The organism is Actinoplanes rectilineatus, assembly GCF_000962825.1.
Taxonomy (GTDB): domain Bacteria; phylum Actinomycetota; class Actinomycetes; order Mycobacteriales; family Micromonosporaceae; genus Actinoplanes; species Actinoplanes rectilineatus.
The window spans coordinates 1-13,720 of record NZ_JZKF01000032.1; the positions used below are offsets into that span (position 1 = coordinate 1).

The window sequence follows — 13,720 nt, forward strand, 5'->3', positions numbered from 1 at the left end:
GCCCGAAATCACCACGCTGTTGTGGGTGTGGTGAATACGGGCGCGCTGGACGCCCGAAATCACCACGCTGTTGTGGGTGTGGTGAATACGGGCGCGCTGAGCGCCCGAAATCACCACAGAGGCAGACCCTGACTGCGAAGGTGTCTAGCGAATCTCCAGAGGCGCAGACCGCCGTGCATGGGCTGAGGCCTGGGAGCACGTAGGGCATAGGTTTGGGCTGGTCGCGGTGGCGCGGACCGCGGCCTTGCGGGTGCGGCCGCAGATGCCGCACTGTCGCATGGGGCTTCGGTAACACTTCCGCAGCTTCCGGCGCCGTCCTCGCGCCGGGAGATCACCATGGCTCTGGCGCCGCAGGCGGCGTTCCAGTTCTCGGCGTAGGTACAGCAACACGCGAGAGCCTCGGCCGATGGCGGCCGGGCGGTGACGCGAATCGGACCACTCGCGTCACCGCCCGGCGCGACAGCCTCGCGGCCGAGATCGACGCGGTCGGGACGGACGCGATCGCACAGGGTGTGCAGAAGGGCTCCGTCATCAACCGCTGAACGCCGGCCGGCCCGGCCCGGCCCGGAAAGGGTCAACCGGCGATGCGGGCGTACAGGGTGCCGCCGGACAGGAACAGGGACGCGCGGTAGCCCGGCGTCGTCACGGCCACCCGGGGCAGGCCGCCCTTGATCCGGCGGGCCTTGAGCAGCGGGACGGCCGCGCGGTAGCCCCGCTTCGACGGCTCCACCGTGAGCTCCACGGTCGCGCCCGCACCCAGCGTCGCCTCCTCGTCCACCGTAAGGGCGGCGGCGGACTCCGCGCGTACCCCCAGAGAGAGCCTGCCGGACGTCTGGCGGAACCGGCCGCCGACCCGGACCGCCGCGGACGCCAGGCGCAGCGTGCCGCCGGTGACCGTGACGTCGCCGTCGCCGAGCGCGTGCCGGCCGTCCGCGACCAGGGTGCCGGCCGCGACGGTGGTGCCGCCGCGGTACGTGTTGTCGCCGCTCAGGGTCAGCGTGCCGGTGCCCAGCTTGACCAGCCCGCCCCGGCCGTCGATGTCGTTGCGCCAGCTGTCCGCGGCGTGGAAACCGCCGGCGGCGCCGTCCATCGTCACCGCCACGGTCGCGTCGAACGTGCCGTAGCCGTCCGCCGCGGTGAACAGGTCGAGCCGCCCCCACTGCTCGGGGCCGTCCAGGAGCGGGTTGCCCGCGGCCAGGCCGGTGGTCCGGAGCACCTCACGGCGCTGGGCGGCGTCCAGATAGGGCAGACGGGTCTCGAGCAGCACCTCGGCACCCTTCGGCACGCTCACCTTCGCCGTCGACCGGCGACCGGGCAGGCCGTACGTCTGCTTCGCCCGGACGCTCGCGGCGTTGACCGTGCGGTCCGCGTACCCGTCGAGGGCTCTGCTCTGGGAGTGCGCGAAGGCGAAGACGTCGCCACCCACCTTGGCCTGGAAGTACGCGGCGGCCTGGGCGCGCGCCTCGGCCTTGAGGGTCGCGTTGTCCGCGTCGCCCAGGATGGCGGCGGCCAGTGCGGTGCCCAGGATCCGCCCGCCGATCACGTCGGCCGGTGAGTGCATGCCCGCGATGATCCGGGTCTCGGCCAGGTCGTAGGCGGCGGCGACCATCTCCTGGAAACGTTCCGGCACCGCGTACGCGAATGCCAGCGAGGCCAGGAACAGCGCGTTGGTGTGGCCGCTGACGTAGCCGCCGTCCTCGGCCGGGGTGTTGCTGCGCTGACGCAGCAGGGTGGGTACGACCACGGTGTCAGCGTCGTAGACCGGGTAGCCGAACGCGTCCACCGTGCCGGTGTCCACGACCCGGCTGTCCGCGGTCATCCGCCACGGGCGCGGGTACTGGAAGGAGAACTTGCTCGGGTTGCCGGACGACCAGTTGCCGCGCAGCGTGTTCACCAGGGTGACCACCTTGCCCAGCTCGGACGTGGCGGAGCCGGCGCCGAGCGCGGAACCGGCCGGGGCGTCGGCGGGCACCGCGTCGCTGACCGTGGTCGCCGGGGTGGTGGACGGCGCCGAGGTGATGCCGGTGACGGCGAGCGCGCCGGCCTTGTAGACGTCGGCGAGCGGGCCCAGGCCGGCGATCACCGAGTAGCTCTGGTGCTGGCGGTCCACGACGAACGCGCGGTCGGCCTGCGCGGCGGTCCGGTGCGTGGTGGTCTGCACGCAGTAGCGGACGTTGGCGCGCAGGAAGGCGCGGTCCAGGGCGGTGCCGGTGTTCCAGGCCGTGCCGGTGGTCCACACCTGCTGCATGCCGGAGAGGATCCGGACCGCGGCGTTGGTGTCCACGGTCAGGTTGGCCGTGGTGTTCGTCCGATAGGCATCGACGAAGGCCGTGGCCGTCGTCGACGTCGTCGCAGCGGACGCGGCGGCCGGGGCGCCACCGATGGCGATCAGGCCGGCGGATCCGGCGGAGACTTTCAGGAGGGACCGGCGGCTCAATGCCATCGTGAGAACTCTTTTCAGGGGGGTGAGATCGCGGCCCAGCTTCGGTGCGGCCTGCGACAACCCGGCCAACTGACCGTGCTGTGCACGTGAACACTCCTCGAACGGGCCTTCTCTTCGGACCGGCCGAGTCCTACTGTCCAGTAACCCCCGATGGAGGAGCACCCCCATGCTTCGATCTCTTGTCGCGGCCTCGGTCGCCGCGGTGGCCGTCCTGGCCGTCCCCACTCCCGCCTCGGCCGCCCCCAGCGGCACCTTCCGCCTGCTCACCTACAACGTCGCCGGGCTGCCGGACATCATCTCCAGCGCCGAGACCGACCGGCAGAGCGCGCACACCGCGATCGGCCAGCGGATCTCGTCCTACGACGTGGTCCAGGTGCAGGAGGACTTCAACTACCACGCCTATCTGTACGCGTCCGACACGAGTCATGCGTACCGCACCCCGACCAGCGGTGGCGCGGGCATCGGCGACGGGCTCAACACGCTGTCCAAACCGGCGTACGACACCGACGACTTCGAACGGGTCCGCTGGAACTCCTGCCAGTGGGACTCCGGCGACTGTCTCACCCCGAAAGGCTTCACGTTCGCCCGGCACCGGCTGGCCGACGGTGTCTACGTCGACTTCTACAACCTGCACACCAACGCGGGCACCAGCGACGGCGACCAGACCTCCCGCGCCGACAACCTCGCCCAGCTGACCACCTTCATCGCGTCCCACTCGCGGGGCAACGCGGTGATCGTGATGGGTGACACCAACACCCGCTACACCCGGGCGGCCGACACGATCCGCACCTTCGTCAGCGCCAACGGCCTCACCGACGCCTGGGTCGAGCTGGAACGCGGCGGCAGCGCCCCGGCGGCCGGCTCGGACGCGCTGCTCTGCGACGCGGCGGCGATCACCGACACCTGCGAGGTCGTCGACAAGATCCTGTACCGGAGCAGCCGGTTCGTCACCCTGACCGCCACCGACTACCACAACGAACACGCCGGGTTCATCACCAGCGACGGCCTGATGCTCTCCGACCACTTCCCGATCAGCACCGCGATGAGCTGGACGGCCAACTCGTCGTACCAGCTCAGCGAACAGTTCGGCGGCCCGCACGGCGACTACTTCACCGACATCGACGCGGTCCCGGCCGCCGGTCGGCTGACCGCGATCGGCCTGCGGGCCGGCTCACGGGTCGACCAGATCTCGGCGACGTCGGCCACCGGCACCCTCACCCACGGCGGCACCGGCGGCACGGCCCAGTCGCTCACGCTCTCCTCGTCGGAGTACGTGACCGCGGGCACCCTGTGCCGCGGACAGTACGACTCGCACACCCGGATCTTCTACACGAAGTTCACCACCAACCTGGGACGCAGCATCGCCGGCGGCACCACCACATCGGACTGTGTCACGCGGACGGCACCCAGCGGCTGGCAGATCGCCGGCTTCCATGGCCGCGCGGGTGACGAGGTGGACAAGGTCGGATTCATCTACACCAGTCGCTGAGTCCCGCTCCGGGGCGCACATGAGCGTGCGCCCGGCGACGGCCCGGTGTGGCAGCCGGGCCGTCCGCCGCGGGTCCGGGGACTCCCGGCTTGCTCGTACCCGATGAGGAAGAGCGACCCGCTGCCCGCCTTGACATGGACGTGGGTAAATCATTGGATGTTACCGGGAGGTAACGCCATGATCGTTCGTCGTGCCGCAGTGGTGGCGCTGATGGTCCTCGGCTCGCTGAGCCCGGTGGGTGCCGCGCAGGCCGCGCCCACCTGCGGCGCGCCGACGCCGAGCGTGTCCCAGCCCGGTTACCTGATCGGCGACCCGGACTGCGAGGCGGACGGCTCGGACTTCACCGCCCTGCCCGGCGCGACGGTCCGGACCGGCATCCTGCGCGACGCCGCCTACCGGGTCGAGATCCCTCGCCAATGGAACGGCAAGCTCGTGCTGTGGGCGCACGGCTACCGCGGCAGCGGCACGACGGTGCTGGTCGACTCCCCTGACCTGCGCGAACACTACGTCCGCAACGGCTTCGCGTGGGCCGCCTCCAGCTATGCGACGAACGGCTACGACGTCGGGCAGGGCGTCCGGGACTCGCACGCGCTGATCGGCCTGTTCCGCGACCTGACCGGGCGGGCGGCACGCCAGGTGTTCATGACCGGCGAGTCGATGGGCGGGCACATCACCGCGGTGGCGATCGAGGAGTTCCCCCGCTCGTTCGCCGGGGCGATGCCGACCTGCGGGGTGCTCGGCGACGTCGAGCTGTTCGACTACTTTCTGGACGCGAACGTGAGCGCCGCCACACTGGCCGATGTGGACATCGAGTTCCCGCTGCGGCCCGATGCGGACTATCCGGACCGGTGGGCGGCCCAGGTCCAGCAGATCATGACCGGTCTCGACGAGGGCACCTGGTCGGACGTGCTGGAACGCCGCACCGGTGGTGAACGTCCCGGCTTCGACGCCGCGTTCGCCTTCTGGAGCGCGGTGACCTCCGACGGGCTGCCGTTCCTGCAGAGCCTCTGGCCGGGGCTGAGCGGCGGCACCGCCGGGATCGCCCCCGGCAACCTGACCGACAACCGGCACACCGTCTACCGGATCGGCGACTCGCGCCGCCTCACCGCCGCCGAGAAGCGGCTCAACGCGGACGTCCTGCGCGTGGCCCGCACCGCGACGGCCGACCCGGGCCTCGGCGGCGTTCCGCGCGTCGACGGCCGGCCGTCGATCCCGGTCCTGTCCCTGCACGGCATCGGCGACCTGTTCGTCCCGTTCTCGATGGAACAGCAGTACGCCCGCGAGGCCCAGCACAACGGCCGCTCCCACCTGTTCGTCTCCCGAGCCGTCCGGGACGTGACCCACTGCGGTTTCACGCAGGCCGAACTGCAGCGCGGCTTCGACGACCTGGTCCGCTGGACGCAGACGGGCAGGCGCCCGGCCGGCGACGCGATCCTGGACCGCCGGGCCGTGGCCGCCCCCGGTTTCGGTTGCCGCTTCACCGTCGGCGCCCGATCGGAATTCCCCGCCTGCCCCGCTTGATCGTGGTCGCCCGGCGGGATGAGCCGCTCCCATGGTCAGCGCACCCTCCGAGCGGGCGGCTATGAGGCGGCCGCCCGGGACAGGATCTCGCGGAACGCCCGGGCGGCCGGTGACGCCGCCCCCGCCGTCCGCTGCGCCGTGAAGATCGTGCGGCGGGGCAGTTCGTCCAGGTCCAGGAGGCGGCAGGAGGTCGGGCGGCCCGCCCACACCAGGTCCGGGATCAGGGCGACCGCGTTGCCGGACTCGACCAGGCGCATGTGGGCCTGCAGGTCGGCCGTCTCGTAGCGGACGTCCGGTTCGAAACCGGCCCGGCGGCACGCCTGTTCGGCGAAGTGGCGGGAGGCGGCGCCGCGCGGCTCCATCACCCACGGCATGTGCCGGGCCGTGTCGAGGGAGTCGACGGGGTGCAGGGACAGCGACGTCGGGGGCAGGGCGAGCCGGATCGCGTCGGTGGTCAGGTCGCGGCGGTCGAGTCCGGGATGGTGTGGTGCGGCGTGTGCCGGGTACTGCTCGGCGATGACCATGTCGAAGTCGCGCGCCCAGGTCTCGCGGAGCGCTTCCTCGGGCTCGCGCTGCACCATCTCGACGCGTACGTCGGGGTGGGCCGAGGCCATGGATCGCAGGGTGGCCGGCATGAAGGCGAGCGCCGCCGACTGGAACACGGCCACCCGGACCCGGCCGGTGACGCGGGTGGCGGCCGCCTGCAGCCGGGCTTCGGCGCGTTCGAGGGTGTCGAGGACTTCGCCGACGGAGTCGACCAGGACCAGAGCCTGCGGGGTGAGCTGGACGCGGCGGCCGGACTTGCGCAGCAGCTGCGTGCCGGTCTCCTTCTCCAGCAGGCTGAGCTGCTGGCTGACCGCGGACGGGGTGAAGTTGAGGGCCTCGGCGACGGCGGCGAGTGTGCCCCGGACGGCGAGTTCGCGGAGCAGGATCAGACGGCGGATCTCCAGCACGCGCACACGTTAGCTGAACTGAAGATTACCGGTCACAAAGCATTGCTTTTCCTAACCGGATTCGGGACCACAGACTGTGGCCGTATACGGAAGGAGTACCCCTGATGTCCGAGATCGCTGACGAGACGATCGCCCTCGTCCGGAGGTGGCTGCACGAGGCGTCGACCGTCAAGGTCGGTGGTTCCGCCGCGCAGCTCGCCGGTGTGCTGCGCGACCCGAAGGGGCTCGCCTTCGCCGTCGGCTTCGTGGACGGCGTGGTCCGTCCCGAGGACCCGCGGGTCAGCGCCCGCGCCCTGAAGGACCTCTCCGCCGACGTGCCCGGCTTCCTGCCCGTGCACCTGCGCGCGGCTGTCAAGCTCGGTGGCACGCTCGCGCCGATGATGCCCGGTGTGGTCGTCCCGATCGCCCGCCGCGCCCTGCGCCAGATGGTCGGCCACCTGATCGTGGACGCCTCCGACGCCCGCCTGGGCCGGGCGATCACCCGGATCCGGCAGCGCGGCGTCCGCCTGAACGTCAACCTGCTCGGCGAGGCCGTCCTGGGCCGCGGCGAGGCCGCCAAGCGCCTGACCAGCACCGAGAAGCTGCTGGCCCGGCCGGACGTCGACTACGTGTCGATCAAGGTGTCGTCGACGGTCGCCCCGCACAACCCGTGGGCGTTCGACGAGGCCGTCGACGACATCGTCGCCGAGCTCACTCCCCTGTTCACGCTGGCCGCCGACACCGGCAAGTTCGTGAACCTGGACATGGAGGAGTACAAGGACCTCGACCTGACGATCGCGGTCTTCACCCGGCTGCTGGACCGGCCCGAGATGCTCAAGCTCGAGGCCGGCATCGTGCTGCAGGCGTACCTCCCGGACGCGCTGAGCGCCATGATGCGGCTGCAGATCTGGTCGGCGTCGCGGCGCGAACGCGGCGGCGCGGGCATCAAGGTGCGCCTGGTCAAGGGCGCGAACCTGCCGATGGAGCAGGTCGAGGCGGAGCTGCACGGCTGGCCGGTGGCCACCTGCGACAGCAAGCAGGCGACCGACACCAACTACAAGCGGGTGCTGGACTACGCGCTGCACCCGGACCGGATCGGCAACGTACGGCTGGGCGTCGCCGGGCACAACCTGTTCGACGTCGCGTACGCCTGGCTGCTGGCCGGCCGGCGCGGCGTCCGTGCGGGTGTCGAGTTCGAGATGCTGCTGGGCATGGCCGAGGGCCAGGCGGAGGCGGTCCGGCGCGAGGTCGGCGGCCTGTTGCTCTACACCCCGGTGGTACGCCCCGAGCAGTTCGACGTGGCGATCGCGTACCTGATCCGCCGCCTCGAGGAGGGTGCCAGCTCGGACAACTTCATGTCCGCCGTCTTCGAGCTGCACACGAGCGAGGCGCTGTTCGAGCGGGAGAAGGCGCGTTTCCTGGCGTCGCTGGCCGACCTGGACGACACCGTCCCGGGCACGCACCGGGTGGCCGACCGGTTCGCCGCCGTGGAGCGTCCCGAGCCCGGCCGGTTCGTCAACACCCCGGACACCGATCCGGCCGTGGCCGTCAACCGGGCCGCCCTGCGCGCCGTGATCGCCGAGGGGAGCGAGCTCGGCGTCGCCGCGATCGACGCGGCCCGGATCACCGAGCCGTCCGTGCTCGACGCGACCCTGTCCCGGGCCGCCGCGGCCGCCGCCGCCTGGCAGGCGCTGCCGGCCACCGAGCGGGGCCGGGTGCTGCACCGGGTCGGCGAGAGGCTGGAGTCGCACCGGACCACCCTGCTCGAGGTGATGGCGGCGGAGGCCGGCAAGACGCTGGACCAGGCCGACCCGGAGGTCTCCGAGGCGATCGACTTCGCCCACTACTACGGCGAGCTGGCCACCGAGGAGGTGGACGGCGCCATCCGGGTGCCGGCCACGCTGACCCTGGTCACGCCGCCGTGGAACTTCCCGGTGGCGATCCCGGCCGGTTCGATGCTGGCCGCCCTGGCCGCCGGTTCCGCCGTCGCGATCAAGCCGGCCGGTCCCGCGGAGCGCTGCGGTGCGGTGCTCGCCGGTGTCGTCCGGGACGCGCTGGCGGCCGAGGACGTGGACCCGGACCTGGTCACGCTGGTGCAGGTGGACGAGGCCGGCCTGGGCCGGGAACTGATCGCGCACCGGTCGGTGGACCGGGTGATCCTGACCGGCGCCTACGAGACGGCCGAGCTGTTCCGGTCGTTCCGCGCCGACCTGCCGCTGCTCGCCGAGACCAGCGGCAAGAACGCGATCATCGTGACCCCGAGCGCGGACCTGGACCTGGCCGTCAAGGACGTGGTGTCCTCGGCGTTCGGGCACGCCGGCCAGAAGTGCTCGGCGGCGTCGCTGGTGGTACTGGTCGGCAGCGTCGCCCGGTCGCAGCGGTTCCGTACCCAGCTGCTGGACGCGGTGTCGTCGCTCGAGGTCGGGTACCCGTCGGATCCGCGTACCCAGGTGGGCCCGCTGGTCGAGCCGGCGTCCGGCAAGCTGCTCGACGGCCTGACCACTCTCGGCCCCGGCGAGCGCTGGCTGCTGGAACCCTCGCAGCGTGACGAGTCCGGCAGATCGTGGACGCCGGGCATCCGGGACGGAGTGCGGCGCGGGTCGGCGTACCACCTCACCGAGTACTTCGGACCGATCCTCGGCATCATGACCGCGGACACCCTGGACGAGGCGATCGACCTGGTCGACGAGGTGGACTACGGCCTGACGTCGGGTCTGCACTCGCTCGACGCCGACGAGATCCGCACCTGGCTGGACCGGGTCCGGGCCGGCAACCTCTACGTCAACCGCGGCATCACCGGGGCGATCGTGCGGCGGCAGCCGTTCGGTGGCTGGAAGCGGTCGGCGGTCGGACCGGGCACCAAGGCCGGCGGACCGAACTACCTGATCGGCCTGAGCGACTGGGCGCCCCGCCCGGCCGAATCCGGCGCGGAGATCAGCCACCCCGGTGTGCGGGTGCTGCTGAACGCGGCCCGTCCGGTGCTGACCGACGAGGAATACGCGTCGGTGCAGCGCGCGGCCCGCAGCGACGCGGCGTTCGACATCGGAGCGTCGGACGTGTCCGCGCTGGCGGCGGAACGTAACGTGCTGCGGTACCTGCCGTGCCCGGTGACCGTGCGCCTGACCGCGGACGGCACCGTCGCCGACCTGGTGCGGGTGCTGGCCGCGGGCATGCTGGCCGGTGCGCCGGTCACGGTGTCCAGCGCGGAGCCGCTGCCGGAGGAACTCGCCGCCCGCTGCCCCGGCCTGGTGGTCGAGGACGACGCGGCGTTCGCCGCCGGGCTGACCGCGGGCCGGGTCCGCCTGATCGCCGGCCGGTCCGCATCGGACCAGGTCACGATCGGGGCGACGGGCGCGACCGCGGTCGTCTCCCCGGCGGGGCTCGCGACCAGGGCCGCGGCGCAGGCGGTGGCGCAGGCCACCGGCGGGCGTCCCGACCTGGCCGTCTGGGCCGGTCCGGTGACCGAGGCCGGGCGTGTGGAGATGCTGCCGTTCCTGCGCGAGCAGGCGATCAGCATCACCGCCCACCGGTTCGGGAACCCTCTGCCGCTGGTCCGGGAAGTGCTTTAGGGGTACGTCAGACCACCGAGAAGCCGTCGGGAAGTGTGCCGCGGCCTGTCAGCGCGCGCAGCGTGGGCAGGCCGTGGCCGATCGCGGCGGCCACCCGGGCGGCGATCGCCAGCGACTCGGCGATCGTCTCCGGGTCCAGCATGATCGGCAGACCGGTCGCCGCGGCCGCGTCGGAACCGTGCACGACGAGCTCGAACGTCCGGGTCGGCAGCCAGTCCGCCAGTCGCATGCCACCGGCCGGGGTGACCACCAGCTCGTCGTCGCCGACGCCGGCCAGCGCCGCGGTGGCCCGCCCGATGTGCCCGCTGACCGCGTCCGCGGGGTCGTCGCCCAGTTCCACGCCGGTGGCCCGCGCATCCTCGGCCGCCCCCGCCTGATGCGCCGCGACCAGCGCCGGCGGGGCGGTCCGGGCCATTCCGAAGTACGCCTCCGGGGCCGGCACCACCAGTGCCGGTGCCCGCGGTGCCCCGAGGGCCGCGGGCACCTGGCGCAGCCCGGAACCGACCGTGTGCCCGAGCAGGTCCCGCAGTGTCCAGTCGCCGAGGCCGGGACCGTCGAGCCGGTCGGGCGGGATCCGTGACACCAGGTCGGCGAAGGCGATGGCGGCGGAGCGGTAGGTACGGCGGTAGTCCATGACACCAACCTGCCATGCCGCACGCCGGTCCCGGCCCGGAGGGGCTCGACGTCCCCCTGCTCCGCTGAGCGGCGGTCGCCCGGGTTACCTAGGCTGGGGGCATGCTGACAGCGAAGCAGACCAGTGTCTGGCGAGGACGGTACGACCTGTCCCAGGACGGGACACCGATCGCGGTCTGGGATCCGTCCGTCTGGAAGTCCGGCGGCCGGTTCGAGCTGGCAGGACGCGCCTACCAGGTCCGGAGCAACGCCTGGGGCACCAGGTTCACCATGACCGACGAGCTCGACATCCGGGTCGCCGAGGCCGAACGGGTCGGCCGCAAGACCTGGACCGTGCTCGCCGACGGCCGCACCTATGCGTTCCGCCGCCCGTCGTTCTGGCGCCACGACCAGGAGCTGATGGACGGTGACACCCCGGTGGGCCTGATCAGGCGCACCAGCGCATGGCGCAACGAGGCCTCCGCCGAGCTGCCCGGTCTGCCGCTGCCGCTGCAGGTCTTCGTGATGACCGTGATCCTCACGATGTGGCGGGCCCAGGACTCCGCGGCGGCCGCCTGACCCGCGGGCCCGAGTCTCGGGCTGCCGCCCACTGTGTCAGGTGGACGGCAGCCCGATGGTGGGGCTCGGCGCGAAGTCAGCTTAAACCTACAAAGAGGACATATTGCGTAGGCGCGCGGTGCGATCCCCCCGTCGTCCGCACCCCCTTTCCGGAACATCCCGTTGATCTGCCGGTAACACCGGTCTACGGTCAGCCTCACCTGGCCGCCGTCGGCCCCCGGAGCGGGCCGGCCCGCCCCTACGGGAGGCACCATGCTGCTCGACGAGAAGTCCTGGACCGGCGCCGTCTTCATCGGCGGAGAATGGCGTCCCGGCCGGGGCGGCACCCGTGACGTCGTCGAACCGGCCACCGGGGCGGTGCTCGGCCGCGCCGGCCTGGCCGCACCGGAGGACGTGGCCGAGGCCGGGCGGATCGCGGCCGAGGCCGGGCGGGAGTGGGCCGCCACCCCACACCCGCGACGGTCCGCGGTGCTGCGGCGGGCGGCGCAACTCTGGGCGGAGCACGCCGAGGAGATCTCCGGATGGAACGTCCGGGAGGTCGGCGCGATCCCGCCGATGGCCGGGTTCGCACTGCACGTCGCGGAACAGGAGTGCTGGGAGGCCGCCGCGCTGCCCAGCCGGCCCTACGGCGAACTGCTCGCCAGCGAGGAACCGCGCCTCTCGATGGCCCGGCGGGTCCCGGCGGGCGTGGTCACCGTGATCGCCCCGTTCAACGTGCCGATCATCCTGGCCATCCGGTCGGTCGCCCCGGCACTCGCCCTGGGCAACGCCGTCCTGCTGAAGCCGGATCCGCGGACCGCCGTGACCGGCGGGGTGACGCTCGCCCGGATCTTCGAGGAGGCCGGACTGCCGCCCGGGGTGCTGCAGGTACTGCCCGGCGGCGTGGACGTCGGCGAGGCGATGATCACGGATCCGCACGTGCGGGTGGTCTCGTTCACCGGTTCGACCCGGGCCGGGCGCCGGGTCGGCGCGCTCGCCGGGGAACACCTCAAACGGGCCCACCTGGAACTGGGCGGCAACTCCGCGATGATCGTGCTGGACGACGCCGACGTGGCCGCGGCGGTCGACGCCGCCTCCTTCGGTTCCTGGTTCCACCAGGGGCAGATCTGCATGACCACCGGACGGCACCTGGTGCACACCTCCCGGTACGACGAGTTCGTGGACCGGCTGGCCGCCAAGGCCGCGGCGCTGGCGGTCGGCGACCCTGCCCGCGAGCAGGTGGCCCTCGGCCCGGTCATCGACGCCACACAACGGGACCGGATCCACGACGTGGTGACCCGCTCGTCCGGCGCGGGGGCACGGGTGGCGGCCGGCGGCACGTACCGGGACCTGTTCTACGCGCCGACGGTGCTCGCCGACGTCCGGGGCGACACTCCGGCGTTCGCCGAGGAGATCTTCGGGCCGGTCGCGCCGGTGGTGCGGTTCGCCGACGCCGAGGAGGCCGTGCGGCTCGCCGGGGCCGGCGAGTACGGCCTGTCGCTCGGCATCGTCACCCGCGACGTGATGCACGGTCTCGCCCTGGCCGACCGGATCCCGACCGGGATCGTGCACATCAACGACCAGACCGTCAGCGACGAGGCGAACAGCCCGTTCGGCGGGGTCGCGGCGTCCGGAACGGGTTCCCGGTTCGGTGGTGCGGCGGCCAACGTCGCGGCGTTCACCGAGACGCGCTGGGTCACCGTCCGCGACCGACTGCCGGGGTACCCCTTCTAGGGAAAAGTTGTTTCCGTGCGGTAAACGCCCGTCCGAGAGGCTTGCGTTAAATGCACGCTCATCAATAATGAGCGCCATGAATCGAGCCGAGGCGATACCGGTCGACGGATCCCGGAGCACGACCGAGCCCCCCGCCGACTCGCCACCGGCGCCACCCCCACCATCCCCTGATCCACCCCTTGGCCAGCACAGACCCGTCCCGCCGGCCGGCCCGCCACACTCCGGAGCCGGCCGGGCGGGCGGATCGCCCGGACCGGGCGGGCACGCGCTCCGGCTGCGGGCGCCGGCACCGGGTGGTTCCGGAGCCGAGCCGGGCGACCAGATGCTGAGAATCCGGCCACCGGCCCCGAATAGGCACAGTCACACCGCATCACGCATTCCGGGAGCGAACGCCGGACAAACGCCGGACCCGTTCACCGACCCGGAGCACCGGCCGGAGACGGCGACCGGCACCGGCCGCAGCGACGGCAACGGCGGCAGCAGCGACGGCAACGGCAACAACGACGGCAACAACGACGGGGAACCGTCCACCGCTGTGGTGCGCACACCACCGCTACGGCGCGGAGCCGCCACCACACGCAGGCTGGTGGGGCTGTGAGCGAGCGGCCGACCGCGACGGCCCTCCGCACGCCGGCGCGGACCACATGCGACAGCCCGCACCCCGGGAGAACCGTGGGACACACGCGGCGCAGGGCCCGCCCCCGGTTCGCGGCCCTCGGCCCGGCCGCCCTCGCCATCGTGCACGAGAAGGCCGCCGGGCGCGGGACGGTTCGCCGGACGGAAACAACCTCGCAACACCGGGACACCCGGCCGCACCGGGACACCTCGTCACGCCGGGACACCTCGTCACACCGAGATACCC

General features: G+C 72.4%; 9 protein-coding genes. 6 read left to right on the plus strand and 3 right to left on the minus strand.

Going from position 1 to position 13,720, the window contains the following annotated elements; genetic code table 11:
• Positions 1–574: 574 nt before the first annotated feature.
• Positions 575–2,443 (minus strand): phosphatase PAP2 family protein, encoded by a 1,869-nt coding sequence (locus WH85_RS53775; RefSeq protein ID WP_045744142.1) that lies wholly within the window; start codon positions 2,441–2,443, stop codon positions 575–577.
• A gap of 166 nt (positions 2,444–2,609) precedes the next feature.
• On the opposite strand from WH85_RS53775, the gene WH85_RS23520 reads away from it, so the two are divergent.
• Entirely contained in the window at positions 2,610–3,932 is a 1,323-nt protein-coding gene (locus WH85_RS23520; RefSeq protein WP_045744143.1) for a jacalin-like lectin, read from the plus strand.
• A gap of 177 nt (positions 3,933–4,109) precedes the next feature.
• The gene (locus WH85_RS23525) at positions 4,110–5,453 is read left to right on the plus strand and encodes an alpha/beta hydrolase (RefSeq protein WP_052720741.1); all 1,344 of its coding nucleotides are present in this window, start codon (positions 4,110–4,112) and stop codon (positions 5,451–5,453) included.
• A gap of 59 nt (positions 5,454–5,512) precedes the next feature.
• Here WH85_RS23525 and WH85_RS23530 read toward each other — a convergent pair whose 3' ends face one another.
• Complete coding sequence (locus tag WH85_RS23530) at positions 5,513–6,406, minus strand: LysR family transcriptional regulator (protein WP_045744204.1); 894 nt, start codon at positions 6,404–6,406, stop codon at positions 5,513–5,515.
• Between the two features lie 104 nt (positions 6,407–6,510).
• Between WH85_RS23530 and WH85_RS23535 the strand changes: the two genes are divergently transcribed.
• Positions 6,511–9,954: a bifunctional proline dehydrogenase/L-glutamate gamma-semialdehyde dehydrogenase gene (locus WH85_RS23535; RefSeq protein WP_045744145.1), complete on the plus strand. Its 3,444-nt coding sequence runs from the start codon at positions 6,511–6,513 to the stop codon at positions 9,952–9,954.
• 7 nt (positions 9,955–9,961) lie between these two features.
• On the opposite strand, the gene WH85_RS23540 is transcribed toward WH85_RS23535, so the two are convergent.
• The gene (locus WH85_RS23540; protein WP_045744146.1) at positions 9,962–10,588 is read right to left on the minus strand and encodes a maleylpyruvate isomerase N-terminal domain-containing protein; all 627 of its coding nucleotides are present in this window, start codon (positions 10,586–10,588) and stop codon (positions 9,962–9,964) included.
• Between the two features lie 101 nt (positions 10,589–10,689).
• Between WH85_RS23540 and WH85_RS23545 the strand changes: the two genes are divergently transcribed.
• The 3 genes from WH85_RS23545 to WH85_RS23555 all read left to right on the plus strand — a co-directional run bounded on the left by WH85_RS23545 (position 10,690) and on the right by WH85_RS23555 (position 13,456).
• Positions 10,690–11,145: a hypothetical protein gene (locus WH85_RS23545; protein WP_045744147.1), complete on the plus strand. Its 456-nt coding sequence runs from the start codon at positions 10,690–10,692 to the stop codon at positions 11,143–11,145.
• A gap of 252 nt (positions 11,146–11,397) precedes the next feature.
• Complete coding sequence (locus tag WH85_RS23550) at positions 11,398–12,858, plus strand: aldehyde dehydrogenase family protein (protein WP_045744148.1); 1,461 nt, start codon at positions 11,398–11,400, stop codon at positions 12,856–12,858.
• Positions 12,859–13,180: 322 nt separating this feature from the next.
• Positions 13,181–13,456, plus strand: coding sequence for a hypothetical protein (locus tag WH85_RS23555; RefSeq protein ID WP_045744149.1), 276 nt, complete (start codon positions 13,181–13,183; stop codon positions 13,454–13,456).
• Positions 13,457–13,720 lie beyond the last annotated feature (264 nt).